Source organism: Sphingomonas sp. BAUL-RG-20F-R05-02 (assembly GCF_022662305.1).
Lineage (GTDB): Bacteria > Pseudomonadota > Alphaproteobacteria > Sphingomonadales > Sphingomonadaceae > Sphingomonas.
Window position 1 is genome coordinate 49,066 of record NZ_JAKNQH010000013.1, and the last position, 20,172, is coordinate 69,237.

Below are 20,172 nucleotides of genomic sequence, written 5' to 3' on the forward strand. Positions count from 1 at the left end.
CGGCGCATTGCCTGTCCGCAAACGCACCTTACCAGTCGCGAAAACACGCATTTGCTTGTCCTCATGCTGACCCGCATCCTCATCATCCTGGTGCGCGCATGGCAGATCGGCCCTTCCGCCATCCTGCCGCCCTCGTGCCGATACCAGCCTTCGTGTTCCGCCTATGCAATTACCGCGCTTCGCCGCTATGGCGCTGTCAAAGGCGGCTGGCTCGCGGCGAAACGGATCGGACGGTGTCACCCCTGGGGCGGACATGGCTCGGACCCGGTGCCGTGATCCGGTGACACGACGCCCAAGACTTTACGACGGGATTTCCAGGTGAAAGACGAAAGCAGAAACTTCCTCCTGTTCGCGGTGTTCGCCGCGCTGATCCTGTTCGGCTGGCAGTTCTTCGCCTCCAAGTATCTCCCCGCCGCCAACCCGCCCGCGACCAAGATCGTCGACGGCAAGAGCAAGCCCGTCGCCTCCTCGACCGGCCCCGCCGGCCCGGGCGCCGCCGCGCCCGAAAAGGTACGCGACCGTCAGCAGGTCCTCGCCGACAGCCCGCGCGTGCGGATCGAGACGCGCAGCCTGCAAGGCTCGATCAACCTCAAGGGTGGCCGCATCGACGACCTCGTGCTGAGCAAGTACAAGGAAACCGTCGCCAAGAACTCACCGCCGATCCGCCTGTTCTCGCCGGCCGGTACCGATCACGCCTATTTCGCCGGCTTCGGCTGGTCGGGTGACGGGGTAACGACGCCGAACGCGAACACCGTCTTCACCGCGAGCGCGCCCGTGCTCACCCCCGCCCAGCCGGTCACGCTGGCGTGGACCAACGCGCAGCGCCAGCGTTTCGCAATCCGCATCGCGGTCGACGAGCGCTACATGTTCACGGTCCGCCAGACCGTCACCAACCCGACCGGCACGCCGATCACCGTGCGCCCCTACGGGCTGGTGTCGCGCGCCGGCGTCTCGCCCGATCCCGATACCTGGACCGATCACGTCGGCCCGATCGGCGTGTTCGACAATGGTGCGACCTACGACATCACCTTCGCCAATCTGCAGGGCAAGGACGCCAGCCTGATCGGCAAGACCGTGTTCGGCAACATCGGCAAGCCCGGCGACAATTACTTCGACGCGACCGGCGGCTGGTTCGGCTTCGGCGACAAATACTGGCTCGCCGCGCTGATCCCCGATTCGGGGGCGAAGATGCACGGTGGCTTCCGCGCCGCCGTGGGCGACACCTTCCAGGCCGATTTCGCGCTCCAGCCGAGCGTCGTCCCCGCCGGCAAGGCGCTGGTCACCACCGCCAAGCTGTTCGCGGGCGCGAAGGAAACCAACACGCTCGACGCCTATGAGGACAACCTCAACATCCGCCACTTCGGCAAGGCGATTGACTGGGGCTGGTTCGAAATCGTCGAAAAGCCGATCTTCAAATATCTCGACTTCCTGTTCCGCGTGATTGGCAATTTCGGCGTGGCGATCATCGCACTGACGCTGACCATCCGTGGCCTGCTGTTCCCGATCGCGCAGCGTCAGTTCGCCTCGATGGCGAAGATGCGCGCGATCCAGCCCAAGATGAAGGCGCTCCAGGAACGCTACAAGGACGACAAGGTCCGTGCGCAGCAGGAGGTGATGGCGCTTTACAAGGCGGAGGGCGTCAACCCGCTCGCCGGCTGCCTGCCCACCTTCCTCCAGATCCCGATCCTGTACGCGCTCTACAAGGTGCTGCTGCTGACCATCGAAATGCGCCATCAGCCGTTCGTGCTATGGATCCGCGATCTGTCCGCGCCCGACCCGGCGACGATCCTCAACGCATTCGGCTATCTGCCGTGGCATCTGCCGCCGATGCTGGCGATCGGCGTCGTTCCGGTCGTGCTCGGCATCTCGATGTTCTTCCAGTTCAAGCTCAACCCCGCCCCGATGGACGAGGCGCAGAAGCAGGTCTTCAAGATCATGCCGTGGGTGCTGATGTTCGTGATGGCGCCGTTCGCGGTTGGCCTCCAGATCTACTGGATCACTTCGAACACGCTGACCATCCTTCAGCAGCGGCTGCTGTATGCGCGGCACCCCGAACTGCGCGTGAAGGCGGAAAAGTGAGCGACGACGGCACCTTCGACGAAGAGGCGATCGAGACCGCGCGGAAACTGTTCGCCGGCCCGGTCAGCTTTCTGAAATCGGCCCCGTCGCTTGAGTTCATCCCCGATGCGATCGTGCCGGAGGTGGCATTCGCCGGTCGGTCGAACGTCGGCAAGTCGTCGCTGCTCAACGCGCTGACCGGGCGCAATTCGCTGGCGCGCACGTCGAACACGCCGGGCCGCACGCAGGAACTGAACTTCTTCAACGTCGGCGGCGACCCGCTGCACATGCGGCTGGTCGACATGCCCGGCTACGGCTTTGCCAAGGCGCCAAAAGACATCGTCAAGAAATGGCGTTTTCTGGTCAACGATTTCCTGCGCGGGCGCGACGTGTTGAAGCGCGCGCTGGTGCTGATCGACGCGCGTCACGGCGTGAAGGATGTCGACCGCGAAATCCTCGAGATGCTCGACAAGGCGGCGGTGAGCTACCGCATGGTGCTGACCAAGGCGGATAAGATCAAGGCGACCGACCTCGCCGACGTTACCGCCGAGACCGCTGCGGAAGCGCGCAAACGCGCGGCCGCGCACCCGCAGATCCTCCAGACGTCGTCGGAAACCGGGCTCGGCATCCCCGAACTGCGCGCGGCGGTGATCGAAGCGATCGGCTAACCGCATCGTTATGCTTGCCGGTGGAAGCGGAGCGTAGTTCCGGGTCTGCGCAAAATCACGACCTGCCGCGACAACCGTAAGCGTTGGGCTGGATCTCCGCCGTTGCCGGCACAGGACGCAGCGGCAATCCGCCTAGACCGCGCTCGCCCGCCCCGCTAAGCCCGCCGCCATGAAACTGATCATCGGCAACAAGGCCTATTCCTCGTGGAGCCTGCGCGGCTGGCTCGCCGCCAAGCAATCCGGCCTTCTGTTCGAAGAGGTCGTGGTGCCGCTCTACGATGCAGAGTGGGACAGGCGCCGCGAAGGCGATGAGTTCGCGCCTTCCTCAGGCAAGGTGCCGATCCTGTGGGACGGCGAGGCGGTGGTGTGGGACAGTCTCGCCATCATCGAATACCTCGCCGAGAAAACCAGCCGCGACCTGTTTTGGCCGGCCGACCCCGCCGCGCGCGCGATGGCGCGATCGATGTCGGCGGAGATGCACTCCAGCTTCACCGCGCTGCGCAAAAAACACAGCATGAACATCCGCCAGGCTTTCCCGCCTAAGCGGCCGGACGACGACGTGCTCGCCGATCTCGCGCGGATCATGGAATTGTGGGCGCAGGCGCGGGCGCGGTTCGGCGGTGACGGCCAGTTCCTGTTCGGGCAGTTCGGCGCGGCCGACATCATGTATGCGCCGGTGGTAACGCGGATCGTTACCTACAGCCTGCCGATCGCACGCTTTGCCGCCAGTTACATGGATGCGGTGATCCAACACCCGTTCATGCAGGACTGGATCGCCGCCGCACAGGAAGAGGAATGGGTGATCGAGCAGTTCGAGCAACCCACCGCCTGACTCGGCCAGCGCGACGCAGCCTCACCCGCCCGCTCCGCTGCATAATCCTCGGCCGCCTTGGTAATGTAACGCCCGTCGGCAGCAAACAGCATGTCGATGGCGGAACAGCCGCCGCCGGGCCTGCCCCCACCGCGATGAACACCCAACCGGCATCGCTGCGGTTAGCAAGGACGTGGCGGGTTGCGCACTCCGCTAAGAAACGCTGCGCGCTCACCCGCGCGCACAAGCGTCGTCGATCAGCACCGCCGCGCCTCGCATTACCACGAACTCGTCCTCTCACCATCACGCCAGTGGCGCTGGTAGGGCTACGCTCCCGGCTTCAGCACATCATGACGTACACCCATGTGCGTCAGGCCGGCAACGGAGCCGAGCTGCCGATACCAGCGCCCCTCCACCACATCGGCAAATTGCGAGGGATAGCCGGTACGGTTGCTCTGCGGGATTGTATCCAGCTGGCGCTTGAGCAATGCCCTCTCCCCATGAATGACACGACCAATCTGCCCGATCCGATCGCGCTCACCAGGGCCCTGCTCGCCTGCGACAGCGTTACGCCGGCGCGCGGGACCGTGTTCGACGTGCTGGAGGCGGCGCTGCTGCCGCTCGGCTTCAGCGTCGCACGGTTTATTGAAGGCGAGGCGCCGGACGGCCCGGTCGAGAACCTGCTTGCCACCCGCACGGGAAGCGGGACGCACCTCGCCTTTGCCGGCCATCTCGACGTGGTGCCGCCGGGTGCAGGGTGGAGCGACGATCCCTTTTCCCCCACCGAGCGTGACGGACTGCTATACGGGCGCGGCGCGGTCGACATGAAGGGCGCGATCGCCGCGTTCGTGGCGGCGATTCCAGCCACACCGAGCGCGCCCGTATCGCTCATCATCACCGGCGACGAGGAAGGCCCCGCCACCTACGGCACGCAGGCGCTGATGGCGCGCATGGCGGAGCGCGGCGTCCGGCCCGATCTATGTCTGGTCGGCGAACCGACCTCGGTCGCAAAACTTGGTGACATGGTGAAGATCGGGCGGCGCGGGTCGGTCAACATCTGGATCGAAGTGCCGGGCAAGCAGGGTCATGTCGCCTACCCGCATCTTGCCGACAATCCGATCCCCAAGCTGGTCGCCATCCTCGCGGAGATCGGCGCGGTGGTGCTGGACGAAGGCAACGCCTGGTTCCAGCCGTCCAATATCGAGGCGACCGACATCACCGTCGGCAATCCCGCCGCCAACGTAATCCCCGGTCACGCCTCGGCGCGGCTGTCGATCCGCTTCAACGACGAACATCGCGGCGCTGATCTAATCGAGCGCATCCGTACGGTCGTGCACACGCACGTGCCCAACGCGACGGTCAACGGGCGCATTTCGGGGGAGGCGTTCCTGACCGCACCGGGTGCCTTCTCGACATTGATTGGTGATGCTATCGAGGCGCGGCTCGGCCACCGACCGGAATTATCGACGACTGGCGGCACATCCGACGCGCGCTTTCTGTCGGCGTTGTGCCCCGTGGTCGAATTCGGTCTCGTCAACGCGACGATGCACAAGCTGGACGAAGCCGTCGCCATCGACGATCTCGTCGCGCTTGCCACGGTCTATGCCGACATCCTCGCACGGGTAGCGGAACTCTAGGCGCGCATCGCCGCCGATCATTTCAATGGACGCTCTGGCCGTTTTGGTTAACATGGCCTTACCCTGATGGTAGCGGATATGCCGATCAACGCCTGGTTCCTTGTTGCGATGGTGTGCAGTCTGGGGGGCTATGGTGCGTATCTGGTCGGGCTCCGACGTCACCTCGTTCAGCCCAACCGCGCCTCCTGGTTGATCTGGAGCGCAGGGACCGCCGTTGAGGCTGCGACCTACCGCGCCCTCAACCCGCATGCGGTACAGAGTTGGGTCTTCCTGCTCGCCGCCGCGTCCTGCATCATCGTTACCGTCGCGATTTGGCGGCGTGGCGCGTGGGAGTCACCAAGCGTCAGCGAAACGGCGTGTATGGCCGCGAACCTCGCCGCGCTGGCGATCTGGCTGGCGTTCCGCGAGACGTTCTGGGCACACATGATGATCGTCGCGGTGGTGCCGCTCGGCTTCTGGCCGACCTGGGTAAGTGTCTGGCAGGACCGCACGCGCGAACGTTCGCCCGCGTGGGGGCTGTGGACGATCGCCGATCTCGCCACGCTGCTGGTGGCAACGCACGTCAGCGTCGCGGGCGGCCCTGCTCGGCTCGGTGAATATGCCTATATCCTGACCGAGCTGCTGTGCCACGCAAGCGTTTGGTTCATGATCGGACTGGCAACGATAAACCCGCTACGATCGCTGGGATCCTGGAGCGGACGCTTCCATGTGCTCGACGCATATGCGCCCGCCGCCAACCTGTTTTCGATCGCCGAGACGCATCTCGGCAAGGCGGTGTATGCGGCGGCAGGATTTGCGGAGGGTGCGGAAATCGTGCGCTTCACTGGCCGGCGCTTCCGTGCCGATAAAGTGCCGGGCATGTTGCACGGTGCGCGAGACCGGTTCGTGCAGATCACGCCGGACCATTACATGGGACCATCGGGACGGATTGACGACCTTATCAACCACAGTTGCGAGCCTAATGCCGGCCTGCGCTTCGACGGTGACACGGTGATGCTCGTCGCGATCCGCGCGATTGGGCCGGGCGAGGAAATCAGCTGGGACTATTCGACGACGCTCAGCGGGTCCGACTGGTATATGGTCTGCCAGTGCCGCAGCCCGGATTGCCGGCGCGTAATCGGCAACTTCGACACGCTGCCGCCCGAGCGTCAGGCCTGGTTCCGCGTACGCGGCCTGGTCGCGCCATATCTGCGCGCCAATGTGCCGATCACGGCCAACGAACGCGCGGCCTGATCGACGCGCCGTCCGCCTCCCCGCCCGGTCCACGCGTACTCCCTGCACGGCGAAGGCCAAGATCCGAATTCCGAGATTGTGGCGATGCGGCCGCAGCAGCGTTCCGGGACTGGACCGGGGCGTGCTCCGCGAACCAGACCGTGAACGCATGGTTCGCCAGCATACCTTGCAAGCTAACCTTCCAATCCGCTATCGTACGTGGATGGACTCGCCCGATCTTCAGCCTCTGGAAGCGCTTGTCGAGGACCTGATGCATTCTACTGGCCTGCTGCTGCGTCGCCTACGCTTCGAGGGCAACCCAGCCGAACTGTCCTGGTCGCAATCGGCCACGCTTGGCCGGTTGGCGCGCGGCGGCCCCGCCACCACCGCCGATCTTGCGCGCGCCGAGGGCATCAAGCCGCAATCGATGGGGGCGACCATGGCGGCGCTCGAACGCGAAGGTCTCGTCGCGCGCGCGCCGCATCCCACGGACGGGCGGCAGGCGCTGTACGATCTCACCCCGCTCGGCCTCGAAACCCGAGCACGCCAGCGCCTGGTCAAGCGCACGTGGCTGGCGGCGGCGATGGCCGGGCTCGACCCGGCGGAACAGGCGTCGCTTGCGGTGGCGCTGAAAACGATCCGCAAGCTGGCCGAGGCGTGACCGCGATGCTGGCCCCGGTGCGCGCGAAACGCCGTGGAGCGTTCGTGTCGCTACGCACCTATAATTACCGCATGTGGTTCGGCGGCGCGCTCGTCTCCAACGTCGGTACGTGGATGCAGCGTACCGCGCAGGACTGGCTGGTGCTGACACAACTGACGCATCATAACGCCGCGTCGGTCGGAATCGTCATGGCGCTGCAATTCGGACCGCAGTTCGCGCTGCTGCCGTGGACCGGCTTCGCCGCCGACCATTACGACCGGCGCAAGCTGCTGATGACGACGCAGGCGGCGATGGGACTGCTGTCGCTGGCACTCGGTGTGCTGACGATCACCGGCGTCGTCACCTTGTGGCAGGTCGATCTATTCGCGCTCCTGTTCGGTTGCGCGGCCGCATTTGACGCGCCGGTTCGCCAGACGTTCGTCGCCGATCTGGTGGGCGAGCGCGACCTGGCCAACGCGGTTGCGCTCAACTCCACCGCCTTCAACGCGGCGCGCATGGTCGGACCAGCCGCGGCGGGCCTGTGCATCGGCGCGGTCGGCACCGGCTGGGCGTTCGTCGTCAATGGCCTGTCGTACATCGCAGTGCTCGGCTCGCTGATGCTGCTGCGGCAAGGCGAACTCCACGCGCGCGACCATGCGGTACGTAAGCGCGGCAGCCTCGCGGAGGGCTTCCGATATGTCGCAGGGCGGCCGGATCTGCGCGCCATCGTGCTGATGCTGTTCCTGATCGGCACGTTCGGGCTCAACTTCCCGATCTTCGTATCGACGATGGCGGTCGGCGTGTTCCACGTCGGCGCGACAGGCTACGGCCTGCTGAGTTCGATCATGGCGATCGGAACGGTAGCAGGCGCGCTGCTGGCGGCGGGACGTGAGAGCCCGCGCTTCATGTATCTCACCGTCGGAGCAGGCGTGTTCGCGTTGGGCTGTGCGGCGGGAGCGCTGGCGCCCGGCTATTGGCTGTTCGCCGCCGCACTCGTGGTGATCGGCGTCGCCGCGCTTACCTTCACCAACAGCTCCAACAGTCTGATGCAGCTCACCACGGAGCCGGCGATGCGCGGCCGCGTGATGGCGATCCGGCTTGGCGTCGCGCTGGGCGGGACACCGATCGGCGCTCCGTTAGTTGGTGCGGTGGCCAATCACTTCGGTCCGCGTTGGGCGCTTGGCGTGGGCGCGCTGTCCGGCCTGCTGGCGGCACTGGTCGGTTTACGGCACATGCGACACACCCCCGATTTTTCCCCACAGGAGCAAACGAATGAGTGACCAACAGGTGACGATCCAGACGCGCGACGGCGAGTGCAGCGCGCACGTGCTGACGCCCGAAGGCAACGGTCCGTGGCCGGCGGTGATCTTCTACATGGACGCGCTAGCGATCCGCCCGGCGATCATCGAAATGGGCCAGCGGCTCGCGTCAAGCGGCTATGTCGTGCTGCTGCCCGATCTGTTCTACCGCTACGGCCCCTATGCGCCATTCGACCCGAAGGCGGTGTTCGCGCAGGGCTTCCGCGAAGTGATCGGCCCATTGATGGCGACGACCGACAACGCCAAGGCAGCGAGCGATACGCAAGCGTTCCTCACGTATCTGGACACGCGTGCGGATATCGCCGGCAAGATCGGCACGGTCGGTTTCTGCATGGGCGGGGGCATGGCGATCACGGCGGCGGGCACCTTCCCGGACCGGATCGCAGCGGCGATCAGCTTCCACGGCGGCCGCCTCGCAACGGACGAGCCGGACAGCCCGCACCTGCTCGCGCCCAAGATCACCGCCGAACTCTACATCGCGGCGGCGGACAACGACCATAGCTATCCGCCAGAAATGGCCGCCAAATTCGAACAGGCGCTGAACGATGCCGGCGTGACCTACCGTGCCGAAACGTACGAGGGCGCGGCTCATGGCTGGATGAAGCCAGATTTTCCGGTCTATGACGAAGCCGCCGCCGAACGCGGCTGGGCCGAGATGCTCGCGTTGTTCGGACGCGTGTTGAAGTAAGCGGTCACGCGGGCGCGCTGACCCGTGCGCCCGCGAACTCCTCCGCCAGCACCACATCGATCTGACGGGTGATGCCGCGCGTCAGGTCAGGCGGCACCGTCACCTCGAAGCCGCGCTCCACCAGCCCGGCCACGGCCCAACGCACGCAATAATCGGCCGCGACGCCGATCACCGTGACGCGTCGCACGCCGGCATCGCGCAACCGTTCAAAAAACGCCTCCCGCGGCACCGGCGGCATCGCATCACCGCGCGCATCTTCGATCAACAGCCCTTCCTCGGCCCACATGTCGAACACGCCCTTTTCGATCCGCCACACCGGAATACCGCGATCGATCAGCGCCGGATCGAGCAGGTTCGCCCAGCCTGGCGTGCCTTTCACGCAATGCGCCGGGAACGCCTTCGCCTCTTCCGATGCGGCGTAGACTGTCGGCACATGCGTATCGAACGTGAATAACACCCCCGCCGTTTGCTCCGCCTCCAGCCCGGCAAGGAACGCCCGCATCGGCGCGACCAGCGCGTCCGCGCCAGCGACACTTAGCGCGCCGTCCGCCGCCATGAAGTCACGCTGCGTGTCCACGACAACCACGAATTGCTGCATCCCTTACGCTCCCTGTCAGCGGCGTTCCGCCTTAAACCCGCATGAACATAGGAATTGCGCACGGTCCTGTCAGCGGTTGACGAGCGGTTCCCTTGGCACGCGGATCGGATAAGGGTCGCACCCATGGCTTTCACCGATATCGCAACCCGCACCTACGAGCATAACTTCCGGCTCGACCCGATCGTGCGGAGCCTGCTCGACACCGATTTCTACAAGCTGCTGATGTTGCAGATGATCCGCCACGTCCATCCGGACGTGGACGCGACCTTCTCGCTCATCAACCGCACCAAGTCGGTCCGGCTCGCGGAGATCATCGACGAGGGCGAACTGCGCGCGCAACTCGATCATGCCCGCACCGTGCGGTTCAGCCGCAAGGAGCTGATCTGGCTGGCCGGCAACAGCTTCTACGGCAAACGGCAGATGTTCTCGGCCGAGTTTCTAGCCTGGCTCCGCGATTTCCAGCTACCCGAGTATGATTTGCGCAAGGTCGACGGCCAATACGAACTGCACTTCGACGGACCGTGGACCGGCACCTCGATGTGGGAGATACCGGCACTCGCCATCATCAACGAGCTAAAATCGCGCGCGGCGATGCGCGACATGGGGAAGTTCGCGCTCGACGTGTTGTATGCGCGCGCCAAGGCGCGGCTATGGGAGAAGGTCGAACGGCTGCGGGACCTGCCCGATCTGGTACTGAGCGATTTCGGCACGCGGCGGCGGCACGGCTTCCTGTGGCAGCGCTGGTGCGTCGAGGCGTTGAAGGAAGGCCTTGGCACGCGCTTCGTCGGCTCGTCCAACGTGTTGCTGGCTATGGACGCGGACCTGGAGGCGATCGGTACCAACGCGCACGAATTGCCGATGGTCGAGGCGGCGCTGTCGAATGGCGATGCCGAACTCGCCGAGGCGCCGTACCGCGTGCTGGAGCAATGGCGCGCGCATTACGGCGGCAACCTCCTGATCGCGCTGCCCGACGCGTTCGGCACCACAGCCTTCCTCAAACAGGCGCCGGCGTGGCTGGCAGAATGGACCGGCTTCCGCCCCGACAGCGCTCCGCCGATCGAAGGCGGCGAGGAGATCATCCGCTGGTGGCAGCAACAGGGCGTGGATCCGCGCGAGAAGCTGCTGATCTTTTCCGACGGCATGGACATCGACACGATCGAGCAGACCTACCGCCACTTTCACGGTCGCGTCCGGATGAGCTACGGCTGGGGCACCAACCTCACCAATGATTTCCGTGGCTGCGATCCGCGTGGCGGTCGTGCGCTGGAACCGATTTCGCTGGTCTGCAAGGTTATCCGTGCCAATGGGCGGCCTGCGGTGAAACTGTCCGACAATCCTGCCAAGGCGACCGGCGAGCCCAACGAGATTGCCCGCTACCTGCGCGTGTTCGGCGGTGACGGGCGAGCGGAAGCGCAGGTAAGCGTTTAGAGACGTGTGAGCCGATCACATCTGGCTCATGCGTTTTGCTGCACGCATCGGCGTCACACCAGGCAGCTTGGCGAGTCCGCTAATTGCCGCTGCGAGACGTCTGCTTGAAAGTCTCGCTGATCGCTCTGCTCGCTCGTGACAATCGGACGTGCGCGACGACGCTCGCGCGCGCCAATCCCGAGTACCAACCGTCGAGATTGCGTCGGCAGCACCGCATCGGCTGCCGCATACCAAGCCCGAGCAAGCCGAGCCCGGCACGCTCACTTCTTGCGCTTGAAGTCCACCGCGACGACGTTCGAGCCATCTTCGACCGGCGTAACGGTCGGGCCGTCGTTCTCGGCCGTGTCCTGCGGATCCGGACCCTCCGGTCCCTCCTGCGCCTGGAAGCGCAACTCGAAATTGACCGCTGGATCATGAAAACCCGTGATCGCCGAATATGGGATCACCAGCTTCGATGGAACCTGATTAAAACTCAACCCGATCGAGAATTTGGAATCATCGACCAGCAGATCCCAGAAGCGATTCTGCATGACGATCGTCATCTCGTCCGGGAACCGCTCGATCAGGCGCTGCGGGATGTCGACGCCGGGCGCCTGCGTCTTGAAGGTGATGTAAAAATGGTGGTCGCCAGGCAAACCACCGTTCGACGCGACCGAGCCGAGCACGCGGCCGACCACGGCGCGCAGCGCTTCTTGTACGATATCGTCGTACGGAATCAGGCTGTCGGGTAATCCATCGCTCATGCGCCCTTGGGTAGCGGGGTTTGCCGGGGGGTCAAGGTTCGACCGCCAAGTTTCCCGCGGCTGAACCCTCACGATTGCATGACGCGCCATTCACGCTAAGTGGAAACAATGCGCACCGCGACCATCTCACGCTCCACCAAGGAGACGTCGATCGACGTGACCGTCAACCTGGACGGCACCGGGCTTTACGAAATTTCCACCGGCGTAGGCTTCTTCGATCACATGCTGGAGCAGCTCTCGCGGCATTCGCTGATCGACCTCACCGTCAAAACGGTCGGCGATCTGCATATCGACGAACATCACACGGTCGAGGATACCGGCATCGCGATTGGCGAGGCGGTGGCGAAGGCGCTAGGCGACAAGAAGGGCATCCGCCGCTACGGCGATGCGCTGTCGCCGATGGACGAGACGTTGATCCGGGTCGCGATCGACATTTCCGGGCGGCCGTATCTGGTGTGGAAGTGCGACTTCACGATGGAACGGCTCGGCAACATGGATACCGAGATGTTCGGCCACTTCTTCCACAGCTTCGCCGGCGCGGCCGGCATCACGCTGCATGTCGAGAAACTGTACGGCACCAACAACCACCATATTGCGGAAGGTGCGTTCAAGGGCCTCGCACGGGCATTGCGCACCGCGACCGAGATCGACCCGCGCAAGGCGGATGCGATCCCCAGCACCAAGGGGATCCTGTAGGTGGCGCTGGCGCTGATCGACTACGGCGCAGGCAATCTCCACTCTGTCGCCAACGCGCTTAACGCGGCGGGTGCTGAGGATATCGCGATCACCGCCGATGCCGACGTAGTCGCAAAGGCGGACCGCATCGTGCTGCCGGGCGTCGGTGCATTCGCCGCCTGCGCAGCCGCGCTTCGCGCGGTGCCGGAGATGATCGAGGCGATGGAGCAACGCGTTCACACAGACGGCGTGCCGTTCCTCGGCATCTGCGTGGGCATGCAGTTGCTCGCTGGTACCGGTGAGGAGTTCGGCGTGCATCCCGGCCTAGGTTGGATCAAAGGCACGGTACGGCGGCTGACCCCTGCGGACGCTGCGGCCAAGGTGCCGCACATGGGGTGGAACGACGTGCGCGCGGTGACGGCGCACCCGATGATCGTGCCGGGCGAGGCCTATTTCCTCCATAGTTTCGCATTCGAGGGTGAACACGTACTGGCGACGAGCGATCATGCCGGGCCGGTCGTGGCGGCAATTGGACGTGACACCATCGTCGGCGTGCAGTTCCATCCTGAAAAGAGCCAGCGTTACGGGCTGGAGTTCCTCAACCGTTTTCTGAAGTGGCATCCGTGAGTCTTTTGGCATGACCCTTATCGTCTTCCCCGCCATCGACCTCAAAGGTGGTCAGGTCGTTCGTCTTGCCGAGGGCGATATGGACCGCGCGACGATATACGGTGACGATCCCGCCGCGCAGGCGATGCTGTTCGCCGATGCGGGTGCGGAATATCTCCACGTCGTCGATCTCGACGGTGCGTTCGCGGGTGCATCGGTCAACGGCGACGCGGTGCGCGGCATCGTCGAACGCTTTCCAGGCCATGTGCAATTGGGCGGCGGCATCCGCACCCGCGCTGCGATCGAGGGCTGGTTCGATGTTGGCGTATCGCGGGTGGTGATCGGCACCGCCGCGCTCGAAAACCCCGATCTGGTGCGGGATGCCGCGCGCGATTTTCCCGGCGGCATCGTCGTCGCGGTCGATGCGCGCGACGGCTTCGTCGCGACCAAGGGTTGGGCCGACGTATCGACCGTCACCGTTACCGACATGGCGCGGCGGTTCGAGGATGCCGGCGTGGCGGCGCTGCTGTTCACCGATGTCGGCCGCGATGGTCTATTAAAGGGCTGCAACGTCGAGGCTACGGTCGATCTTGCGCGTGCTGTGCGCATCCCTGTGATCGCGAGCGGCGGCGTCGCGGGGATCGGCGAGATCCACGTGCTGGCGCTGCATGCGCGCGATGGCGTGGAGGGCGTGATTACCGGGCGCGCACTGTACGACGGGCGGCTCGATCTGGCGACCGCGCTGGCGGTGGCGGCGGCAGCGTGACCGTCCGGGCGCGCGTGATCCCCTGTCTCGACGTGGCGAACGGCCGCGTCGTTAAAGGCGTCAACTTCGTCGATCTGAAAGATGCCGGCGATCCGGTCGAACAGGCGCGCGCCTATGACGCCGCCGGTGCGGACGAACTCTGCTTCCTCGACATCACCGCCAGCCACGAGGCGCGCGGCACCATCCTCGACGTGGTGCGGCGCACGGCGGAGGTGTGCTTCATGCCGGTCACGGTCGGCGGCGGCGTGCGATCCGCCGAGGATGCGCGCGCGCTGCTGCTGGCCGGCGCGGACAAGGTCGCGGTCAATTCGGCGGCGGTGTCGCGGCCGGAGGTGGTGGCGGAAATCGCGGATCGCTTCGGCAGCCAGTGCATCGTCGCCTCGATCGACGCGCGGCGCTCCGGCTCCGGCTGGGAAGTTTTCACGCACGGCGGCCGCCGTGGCACCGGCATCGACGCGGTGGCACATGCGCGGCGACTGGCGGAGCTTGGCGCGGGCGAATTGCTCGTCACCTCGATGGATCGTGACGGCACCCGCAGCGGCTTCGATCTGAAACTGACCCGCACGATCGCCGATCTGGTCAGCGTGCCGGTGGTCGCCTCGGGCGGTGTCGGCGGCTTGGCCGATCTCGTTGCGGGCGTGGTTGAGGGGCATGCCAGCGCGGTGCTGGCGGCGTCGATCTTCCACTTTGGCGATGCGAGCATCGCGGACGCGCACGCGGCGCTGGCGGCGGCAGGTATTCCCGTGCGTCGACCGGTGCTGGCGTAATCCCATCCGCCCCTGCTAAGGCGTCGCCATGTCACTCCTGTTTCTAGCATCCGCCGCGCATACCGGCACGCCGGTCGAGCGCACCGGCCCTGCCGCATCGGACATCGCTTTGTTCGTGATGGCGGCGATCGGTGTATTTTTGGTACGCCGCGCACTGCGCAAACGCTTCCTGAAACCGCGGCACAAGCCACCGATCGATCGGGAGTGATAGAGATGGACGACATCCTCGACACGCTTGAAGCGACGATCCGCGCGCGCAAGGGTGCCGATCCCGCATCCTCCTACGTCGCCAAGCTATTCGGCAAGGGTCGCGCCAAGATCGCGCAGAAGGTCGGTGAGGAAGCGACCGAAGTGGTGATCGCCGCCGTCTCCGAAACGCCGGAAGCGCTGACCGGCGAGGCGGCGGACCTGTTGTTCCACCTGCTCGTGCTGCTTGCCGACGCCGGACTGAGTCTCGAGGATGTCCGAGCTGAACTGCGCCGCCGTGAAGGGCTGTCGGGAATTGACGAGAAGGCAGCGCGCCTCGCCTGAACCTCACCGAGCGTGGCGCAGGTGCCGCGACGTCGCTCGAGACCAGCCCAACAGGATCTGACCCAGATTTCGTAAGGAAGCCTTATGCCGATCGACGCCACCCTGCCCTATGACGACGAGAACGTGTTCGCGAAGATCCTGCGCGGCGAGATTCCTGCGAAACGCGTCTATGAAGACAATTTCGCGGTCGCCTTTCACGACATCACCCCGCAGTCACCAACGCATCTGCTGGTGATCCCGCGCGGGCGGTATGTGTCGTGGGACGATTTCAGCGCGCGTGCGAGCGATACGGAGATCGCCGGCTTCGTGCGGGCGGTCGGGGCAGTGGCGCGCGCGGCGGGACTGGTCGCGCCGGGATATCGTCTGCTCGCCAATACCGGCGTCGATTCGCGTCAGGAGGTGCCACATCTCCACGTTCATATCTTTGGCGGGCACCCGCTTGGGCCGATGCTCGCGAACGGATGAACGGGTAAAGGGGATTGCGTGGCAGGAATTTGCCGGTACGCTCCGCGCCATTCCGATAGAGCGGGCTTTCGAAAGCCAATCGCCATCCACCCGGGGGTTCGTTGATGATTTTTGGGCGTGTTAAATCTCTAGATTCGATTCTCGCTACGGCGGAAAAGAAATCGCTGCACCGGTCGTTGGGGGTGTTCCAATTGACCATGCTTGGCGTCGGCGCCGTGATCGGCACCGGTATCTTCGTGCTGACCGCGACCGCGGCGCAGAAGGCCGGGCCGGGCATGATCATGTCGTTTGTCGTCGCCGGCGCGGTCTGCGTGTTCGCGGCACTGTGTTACTCCGAACTCGCCTCGATGGTGCCGGTCGCGGGATCTGCCTATACCTATTCCTACGCGGTGATGGGCGAGTTGATGGCCTGGCTGGTCGGCTGGGCGCTGATCCTCGAATATGCGCTGGGGGCAAGTGCGGTGGCGGTCGGGTGGTCCGGCCATATCGTCGGCTTCCTAGACGGGTTCGGGATACACTTACCCCACGCCCTCACGGTCGGCCCCAAGATTGACTGGGGCTTCCTGGAGGGCGGCGAGGTCGGCGGGTTCATCAACCTGCCGGCGGTGCTCGTCACCGGCTTCGTGACGTGGCTGCTCGTGATCGGCACCAAGGAAAGCGCGACCGTGAACTCGGTGCTGGTCGCGATCAAGATCATCGCACTGACGCTGTTTGCCGCGATCACCGTGCCGATGATCTTTGGTCACACCGCCAACTTCGCGCCGTTCACGCCGCGCGGCTGGGGCAATCCGCTCGGCTCGACCGGCACCGGCGTACTGGGCGCGGCGGCCTCGATCTTCTTCGCCTATGTCGGTTTCGACGCGGTTTCGACGGCGGCGGAGGAAACCAAGAACCCGCAGCGTAATGTGCCGATCGGCCTGATCGCGTCTCTCGCGATCTGTACCGTGTTCTACATCGTGGTCGCGGCGGGTGCGATCGGCGCCTACGGCGCGCAACCGGTCATGAACCCCGCCACCGGCCAGTATTTCGTCGAGGGTTCGCCCGAGCTCTATGCCAGCGCCGCCTGCCAGTCGGCGACCGCGCCGCTGGTCTGCTCGAAAGAGGCGCTCGCCTATGTGCTGCGTCAGGTATCCTCGCCGATCTTCGGCCAGATCGTCGGACTCGCCGCCACCATCGCATTGCCCTCGGTGGTGTTGCTGATGATGTTTGGCCAGACCCGCGTGTTCTTCGTGATGGCGCGTGACGGCCTGCTGCCCGCCGGTCTGTCCAAGGTGCACCCGCGTTACAAGACGCCGTACGTGGTGACGATCGTCACCGGCGTGGTTGTCGCGGTGGCCGCTGCATTCCTGCCGGTTGGGACGCTCGCCGATTATTCGAACTCCGGCACGTTGTTCGCCTTTGCCATGGTTTCCGTAGGCGTAATGGTGCTGCGCGTGACGGACAAGGATCGCAAACGTCCGTTCCGCACGCCGGCCGTGTGGGTGGTGGCGCCACTGTCGATCCTCGGCTGCGTGGTCTTGTTCCTCAGCCTCAACATCCAGTCGAAGGTGCTGTTCTTTGCGTGGACCGCGATCGGACTCGTGTTGTACTATCTGTATGGCTATCGCCGCTCAAACATCGCGCGGGGCGTAATGGACTCCGATGATGAAACCGGTTCGGCACCGCTTGTCTAAACGCCAGGCACGGTAGGCCCGGTTGCTTGCTTCGACTTACGCTTTCTCTCGCCGACCTATCGCTCTGCAGCGATAGGTCGGCGACGGTGTTTCAGCGGCTGGCGCTGGGCCATCGATACGGAACTATTTAACCGGCACGGTCGCATGGACAGCCCCATGAGGAGTTCGCCGACGCGAAGCGCATGTGCATCGTTGCGGCTCCTACGGCGGTTTAACGGCACTCCGCGCGGCACGGTATGACACTGGCATCTATGGCTGCGCCGTGTCGTTTGCGGACATTTGAGATATGCCAGGACTGACCCATGACGACAGCGCCCTTCTCGGTGGCGATCGCCTGAAGGCGGCGGGTAGGACGTACCCGCTATGTTGAACAATCCTGCGGCGATCACCATCTCTCCTTTCGTAGCTGCCCGGGTCCAGCTCTTCAGAGAACTCGCAACCTTCCTGACGCAGTAATCCAGCCTGAGCGTCCGCGCAGGCGTTGTGGGCGCGACTGCTTCCCTTTGGAGCGCTTTCCGGCTATGGGCGCGCTTCGTTTGGGAAATCCCCCGATCACCAGAATGTATTCAGAGGTTTGTTTGGCAAAAGAAGAACTGCTCGAAATGCGCGGTCAGGTGGTGGAGCTTCTCCCCAACGCGATGTTCCGCGTCCGGCTCGAGAACGATCACGAAATCCTTGGTCACACCGCCGGCAAGATGCGCAAGAACCGCATCCGCGTGCTGGTCGGCGACGAGGTGCTGGTTGAACTGACGCCGTATGATCTTACCAAGGGTCGTATCACCTACCGCTTCAAGTGATGCACGCACGCACCGCCAGCGGATCGTTCGGCATGCGGCGCAGTCTATGACGCCCGATCTCGTTCTCGCATCTTCCTCGCCGCGCCGGCGCGATTTGCTGGCTCGGATCGGGGTTGTGCCCACGCGCGTTGCGTCGCCCGACATCGACGAAAGTCCGCATCCGCGCGAAGTGCCGCGCGCTTATGCGTTACGGCTTGCGCAAGAGAAGGCGGAGGCGGTGACGCGCGCCGAGGGTGAGGTGGTGATCGCAGGCGACACAACCGTCGCGGTCGGCCGGCGTATCCTGCCTCCTGCAGAGAGTGAGGACGTCCAGCGCGAACTGCTCAGCCTGCTGTCGGGCCGGCGCCATCATTGCATCAGCGCGATTTGCGCGATCGACGCCACCGGAAAGGTGCGCACGCGCATCGTCGACACGATCGTCGCGTTCAAGCCACTGTCATCCGCCGAGATCGACGCATATGTCGCGTGTGGCGAGGGACTTGGCAAAGCAGGTGGCTACGCGATCCAGGGTCGCGCCGAGGCTTATGTCCGCTATCTGGCGGGCAGCCATTCCGGCGTGGTCGGCCTGCCGCTGTTCGAAACGCGCGCGTTGTTGATCGCCTCCGGCATCCCGCTTGGCTGAGTGGCTGTACGAGAGCGGCATCGGTGAGGCGCGTGCCGCGCTGGTGATCGATGGCGCGATCGTCAAAGCCAGGATCGAGCGAGACGACGTGCATCCCCGCTGTGGCGCCGTCCTGGCCGCCCGCCTTGTCGAGATCACCGCGAAAGGACGCGAGGGGCGCGTGCGCTTCGACGGCGGTGAGGCGATGCTGGTTTCGCTCCCGTCCGGCATCACCCAGGGTGCGGCGTTAACCGTCGAAATACTTCGCGAGCCAATCCGGGAGGCCGGCCGTGACAAGCTCGCCCGCGCCGCGCCGACCGACGCGCACCCGCGCGCCGCGCCGACGCTGCTGGAGCGGATCGGGGCCGATGCCCTGCCCGTTCGCACCTGTCTTGCGCATCAGAGCGACGCATTGGAAGCGGCCGGCTGGTCGGAGGTGCTGGAGGAGGCAATCACCGGTGACATCGCTTTCCCTGGCGGTATGCTGCGGATGATCACGACGCCGGCGATGACCTTGTTTGATGTGGACGGCTCCGGCCCGCTCGAGCCGCTCGCGGTGGCGGCGGCGCAGGCGATCGCCGCGGCGATCATGCGACATGATATCGGCGGCTCGATCGGGATTGATTTCCCGACCATCGCCGGCAAGGCGCCGCGCCAGGCGGTCGCGGCAGCGATCGACGCGGGGCTGCCGCAACCGTTCGAACGGACCGCCGTAAACGGCTTCGGCTTCTTGCAGATCATTCGCCGTCGCACGCGCGAATCGCTGCCGGAACTGCTTCGCGCGAACTCGGTGGCAGCGTGCGCCCGGGCACTGCTGCGCACCATCGAACGCACGCCGCCGCCGGTGCCGGCGCTTCATTTTGTGCCTGCGCCGCTGCATGCCGCACTGGCAGCACGCCCGGACTGGCGCGATGCGCTAGCACGGCGTACCGGCGCCGACATCCGATTCGAGGTACGATGATGGCCAGAACCAAGCCTTGCCCGCTATGCGGCAAAACACCCGCTGCCGAACATGCGCCGTCCTGTAGCCAAGGCTGCCGCGATCGCGATCTGCTGCAATGGCTTGGCGAGGGCTACGCGATTCCAGCCGGTCCTGCGGACGATGCGAATAATCTTGAGCGCGGACATAAAACCGGGCTGGACAGCGAAGAAAAGCCCGCTTAAGGACGCGCCTCCCCGATCCGATATGGATTAGGCCCGAGTAGCTCAGTTGGTAGAGCATGCGATTGAAAATCGCAGTGTCGGCGGTTCGACTCCGTCCTCGGGCACCACTTTCCCCGTGTTTGTGAGACACTTAGTAGCATCGTCATTTGCTGCTGAAAGATCGTGTGTAATTTTGGTGTAGGACGGAAGCCAAGGAGCAACCCCTTCCCTGATCCGCAACTCTAAATTTCGCATTGCCGAGTCGATATGCGCTCCGTTTGCATGAGCGTAGCGCGCGACCATCGAAAGTGTCTTGTGACCACTCACCCGTTGTACGGTCGGCAAA

The 20,172-nt window shown here is 64.8% G+C and carries 25 protein-coding genes and 1 tRNA gene; 23 read left to right on the top strand and 3 right to left on the bottom strand.

Translation table 11 applies throughout. The annotated features are described in order from the left end of the window. The first annotated feature begins 63 nt into the window (after nt 1-63). From yidD to L8F97_RS18635, 4 genes are all read left to right on the top strand, one after another. On the top strand, nt 64-276 hold the full coding sequence (gene yidD / locus L8F97_RS18620; RefSeq protein WP_242153672.1) for a membrane protein insertion efficiency factor YidD: 213 nt from the start codon (nt 64-66) through the stop codon (nt 274-276). Between the two features lie 42 nt (nt 277-318). Then, a complete protein-coding gene (gene yidC / locus L8F97_RS18625; protein WP_242153674.1) occupies nt 319-2,079 on the top strand; it encodes a membrane protein insertase YidC in 1,761 nt (586 codons plus the stop codon). After that, a complete protein-coding gene (yihA, locus tag L8F97_RS18630) occupies nt 2,076-2,726 on the top strand; it encodes a ribosome biogenesis GTP-binding protein YihA/YsxC (protein ID WP_242153676.1) in 651 nt (216 codons plus the stop codon). The genes yidC and yihA overlap by 4 nt, the downstream gene beginning before the upstream one ends. A 169-nt stretch (nt 2,727-2,895) precedes the next feature. Next, nucleotides 2,896-3,558: a glutathione S-transferase family protein gene (locus L8F97_RS18635; protein ID WP_242153678.1), complete on the top strand. Its 663-nt coding sequence runs from the start codon at nt 2,896-2,898 to the stop codon at nt 3,556-3,558. 305 nt (nt 3,559-3,863) lie between these two features. Here the strand turns inward: L8F97_RS18635 and L8F97_RS18640 are convergent, their stop codons facing one another. Next, nucleotides 3,864-4,025: a hypothetical protein gene (locus L8F97_RS18640; protein WP_242153680.1), complete on the bottom strand. Its 162-nt coding sequence runs from the start codon at nt 4,023-4,025 to the stop codon at nt 3,864-3,866. A gap of 12 nt (nt 4,026-4,037) precedes the next feature. On the opposite strand from L8F97_RS18640, the gene dapE reads away from it, so the two are divergent. The 5 genes from dapE to L8F97_RS18665 all read left to right on the top strand — a co-directional run bounded on the left by dapE (nt 4,038) and on the right by L8F97_RS18665 (nt 9,033). Next, a complete protein-coding gene (dapE, locus tag L8F97_RS18645; protein WP_242153682.1) occupies nt 4,038-5,174 on the top strand; it encodes a succinyl-diaminopimelate desuccinylase in 1,137 nt (378 codons plus the stop codon). Nucleotides 5,175-5,252: 78 nt separating this feature from the next. After that, a complete protein-coding gene (locus tag L8F97_RS18650; RefSeq protein ID WP_242153684.1) occupies nt 5,253-6,407 on the top strand; it encodes an SET domain-containing protein-lysine N-methyltransferase in 1,155 nt (384 codons plus the stop codon). A 250-nt stretch (nt 6,408-6,657) separates the two neighbouring features. Next, complete coding sequence (locus L8F97_RS18655) at nt 6,658-7,047, top strand: MarR family winged helix-turn-helix transcriptional regulator (RefSeq protein WP_242153686.1); 390 nt, start codon at nt 6,658-6,660, stop codon at nt 7,045-7,047. Between the two features lie 5 nt (nt 7,048-7,052). Beyond that, on the top strand, nt 7,053-8,306 hold the full coding sequence (locus L8F97_RS18660) for an MFS transporter (protein ID WP_242153719.1): 1,254 nt from the start codon (nt 7,053-7,055) through the stop codon (nt 8,304-8,306). After that, nucleotides 8,299-9,033, top strand: coding sequence for a dienelactone hydrolase family protein (locus L8F97_RS18665; protein ID WP_242153688.1), 735 nt, complete (start codon nt 8,299-8,301; stop codon nt 9,031-9,033). Before L8F97_RS18660 ends, L8F97_RS18665 begins: the two co-directional genes overlap by 8 nt. A 4-nt stretch (nt 9,034-9,037) precedes the next feature. On the opposite strand, the gene L8F97_RS18670 is transcribed toward L8F97_RS18665, so the two are convergent. Next, on the bottom strand, nt 9,038-9,631 hold the full coding sequence (locus L8F97_RS18670; protein ID WP_242153690.1) for a cysteine hydrolase family protein: 594 nt from the start codon (nt 9,629-9,631) through the stop codon (nt 9,038-9,040). 123 nt (nt 9,632-9,754) lie between these two features. Between L8F97_RS18670 and pncB the strand changes: the two genes are divergently transcribed. Continuing rightward, nucleotides 9,755-11,059: a nicotinate phosphoribosyltransferase gene (pncB, locus tag L8F97_RS18675; RefSeq protein WP_242153692.1), complete on the top strand. Its 1,305-nt coding sequence runs from the start codon at nt 9,755-9,757 to the stop codon at nt 11,057-11,059. A 260-nt stretch (nt 11,060-11,319) separates the two neighbouring features. On the opposite strand, the gene L8F97_RS18680 is transcribed toward pncB, so the two are convergent. Next, on the bottom strand, nt 11,320-11,802 hold the full coding sequence (locus L8F97_RS18680) for an SspB family protein (protein WP_242153694.1): 483 nt from the start codon (nt 11,800-11,802) through the stop codon (nt 11,320-11,322). A gap of 108 nt (nt 11,803-11,910) precedes the next feature. Between L8F97_RS18680 and hisB the strand changes: the two genes are divergently transcribed. The 13 genes from hisB to L8F97_RS18745 all read left to right on the top strand — a co-directional run bounded on the left by hisB (nt 11,911) and on the right by L8F97_RS18745 (nt 19,954). Then, nucleotides 11,911-12,498 (top strand): imidazoleglycerol-phosphate dehydratase HisB, encoded by a 588-nt coding sequence (gene hisB / locus L8F97_RS18685; protein ID WP_242153695.1) that lies wholly within the window; start codon nt 11,911-11,913, stop codon nt 12,496-12,498. Continuing rightward, nucleotides 12,499-13,104, top strand: coding sequence for an imidazole glycerol phosphate synthase subunit HisH (gene hisH / locus L8F97_RS18690; RefSeq protein ID WP_242153697.1), 606 nt, complete (start codon nt 12,499-12,501; stop codon nt 13,102-13,104). It abuts the gene before it with no gap. Nucleotides 13,105-13,114: 10 nt separating this feature from the next. After that, nucleotides 13,115-13,849 carry a 1-(5-phosphoribosyl)-5-[(5-phosphoribosylamino)methylideneamino]imidazole-4-carboxamide isomerase gene (gene hisA, locus L8F97_RS18695; RefSeq protein ID WP_242153698.1) on the top strand — a complete coding sequence of 245 codons (735 nt, stop codon included), beginning with the start codon at nt 13,115-13,117 and terminating at the stop codon, nt 13,847-13,849. After that, nucleotides 13,846-14,616: an imidazole glycerol phosphate synthase subunit HisF gene (gene hisF / locus L8F97_RS18700; protein ID WP_242153700.1), complete on the top strand. Its 771-nt coding sequence runs from the start codon at nt 13,846-13,848 to the stop codon at nt 14,614-14,616. The genes hisA and hisF overlap by 4 nt, the downstream gene beginning before the upstream one ends. Before the next feature lie 28 nt (nt 14,617-14,644). Next, a complete protein-coding gene (locus L8F97_RS18705) occupies nt 14,645-14,824 on the top strand; it encodes a hypothetical protein (protein ID WP_242153702.1) in 180 nt (59 codons plus the stop codon). A 5-nt stretch (nt 14,825-14,829) separates the two neighbouring features. Further along, nucleotides 14,830-15,147 carry a phosphoribosyl-ATP diphosphatase gene (locus tag L8F97_RS18710; protein WP_242153704.1) on the top strand — a complete coding sequence of 106 codons (318 nt, stop codon included), beginning with the start codon at nt 14,830-14,832 and terminating at the stop codon, nt 15,145-15,147. Between the two features lie 84 nt (nt 15,148-15,231). Continuing rightward, on the top strand, nt 15,232-15,612 hold the full coding sequence (locus L8F97_RS18715) for an HIT domain-containing protein (RefSeq protein WP_242153706.1): 381 nt from the start codon (nt 15,232-15,234) through the stop codon (nt 15,610-15,612). 104 nt (nt 15,613-15,716) lie between these two features. Further along, nucleotides 15,717-17,285, top strand: coding sequence for an amino acid permease (locus L8F97_RS18720; RefSeq protein ID WP_242153708.1), 1,569 nt, complete (start codon nt 15,717-15,719; stop codon nt 17,283-17,285). Nucleotides 17,286-17,863: 578 nt separating this feature from the next. Continuing rightward, the gene (gene infA / locus L8F97_RS18725) at nt 17,864-18,082 is read left to right on the top strand and encodes a translation initiation factor IF-1 (protein WP_003049127.1); all 219 of its coding nucleotides are present in this window, start codon (nt 17,864-17,866) and stop codon (nt 18,080-18,082) included. A 46-nt stretch (nt 18,083-18,128) separates the two neighbouring features. Continuing rightward, nucleotides 18,129-18,704, top strand: a complete 576-nt coding sequence (locus L8F97_RS18730) for a Maf family protein (protein WP_242153710.1) — start codon at nt 18,129-18,131, stop codon at nt 18,702-18,704. Further along, nucleotides 18,697-19,644, top strand: a complete 948-nt coding sequence (locus tag L8F97_RS18735; RefSeq protein ID WP_242153712.1) for a ribonuclease — start codon at nt 18,697-18,699, stop codon at nt 19,642-19,644. The genes L8F97_RS18730 and L8F97_RS18735 overlap by 8 nt, the downstream gene beginning before the upstream one ends. Then, the gene (yacG, locus tag L8F97_RS18740; protein ID WP_242153721.1) at nt 19,644-19,847 is read left to right on the top strand and encodes a DNA gyrase inhibitor YacG; all 204 of its coding nucleotides are present in this window, start codon (nt 19,644-19,646) and stop codon (nt 19,845-19,847) included. The genes L8F97_RS18735 and yacG overlap by 1 nt, the downstream gene beginning before the upstream one ends. A 31-nt stretch (nt 19,848-19,878) precedes the next feature. Then, a tRNA-Phe gene (locus L8F97_RS18745) sits at nt 19,879-19,954 on the top strand. The last annotated feature ends 218 nt before the right edge of the window (nt 19,955-20,172 follow it).

What these genes read in the sequence shown, in the direction of transcription:
- yidD (WP_242153672.1), top strand. Translation starts at nt 64, where the DNA reads ATGCTGACCCGCATCCTCATCATCCTGGTGCGCGCATGGCAGATCGGC.
- L8F97_RS18635 (WP_242153678.1), top strand. Translation starts at nt 2,896, where the DNA reads ATGAAACTGATCATCGGCAACAAGGCCTATTCCTCGTGGAGCCTGCGC.
- dapE (WP_242153682.1), top strand. Translation starts at nt 4,038, where the DNA reads ATGAATGACACGACCAATCTGCCCGATCCGATCGCGCTCACCAGGGCC.
- L8F97_RS18650 (WP_242153684.1), top strand. Translation starts at nt 5,253, where the DNA reads ATGCCGATCAACGCCTGGTTCCTTGTTGCGATGGTGTGCAGTCTGGGG.
- L8F97_RS18655 (WP_242153686.1), top strand. Translation starts at nt 6,658, where the DNA reads ATGCATTCTACTGGCCTGCTGCTGCGTCGCCTACGCTTCGAGGGCAAC.
- L8F97_RS18660 (WP_242153719.1), top strand. Translation starts at nt 7,053, where the DNA reads ATGCTGGCCCCGGTGCGCGCGAAACGCCGTGGAGCGTTCGTGTCGCTA.
- L8F97_RS18665 (WP_242153688.1), top strand. Translation starts at nt 8,299, where the DNA reads ATGAGTGACCAACAGGTGACGATCCAGACGCGCGACGGCGAGTGCAGC.
- L8F97_RS18670 (WP_242153690.1), bottom strand. Translation starts at nt 9,631, where the DNA reads ATGCAGCAATTCGTGGTTGTCGTGGACACGCAGCGTGACTTCATGGCG.
- pncB (WP_242153692.1), top strand. Translation starts at nt 9,755, where the DNA reads ATGGCTTTCACCGATATCGCAACCCGCACCTACGAGCATAACTTCCGG.
- L8F97_RS18680 (WP_242153694.1), bottom strand. Translation starts at nt 11,802, where the DNA reads ATGAGCGATGGATTACCCGACAGCCTGATTCCGTACGACGATATCGTA.
- hisB (WP_242153695.1), top strand. Translation starts at nt 11,911, where the DNA reads ATGCGCACCGCGACCATCTCACGCTCCACCAAGGAGACGTCGATCGAC.
- hisA (WP_242153698.1), top strand. Translation starts at nt 13,115, where the DNA reads ATGACCCTTATCGTCTTCCCCGCCATCGACCTCAAAGGTGGTCAGGTC.
- L8F97_RS18705 (WP_242153702.1), top strand. Translation starts at nt 14,645, where the DNA reads ATGTCACTCCTGTTTCTAGCATCCGCCGCGCATACCGGCACGCCGGTC.
- L8F97_RS18710 (WP_242153704.1), top strand. Translation starts at nt 14,830, where the DNA reads ATGGACGACATCCTCGACACGCTTGAAGCGACGATCCGCGCGCGCAAG.
- L8F97_RS18715 (WP_242153706.1), top strand. Translation starts at nt 15,232, where the DNA reads ATGCCGATCGACGCCACCCTGCCCTATGACGACGAGAACGTGTTCGCG.
- L8F97_RS18720 (WP_242153708.1), top strand. Translation starts at nt 15,717, where the DNA reads ATGATTTTTGGGCGTGTTAAATCTCTAGATTCGATTCTCGCTACGGCG.
- L8F97_RS18730 (WP_242153710.1), top strand. Translation starts at nt 18,129, where the DNA reads ATGACGCCCGATCTCGTTCTCGCATCTTCCTCGCCGCGCCGGCGCGAT.
- yacG (WP_242153721.1), top strand. Translation starts at nt 19,644, where the DNA reads ATGGCCAGAACCAAGCCTTGCCCGCTATGCGGCAAAACACCCGCTGCC.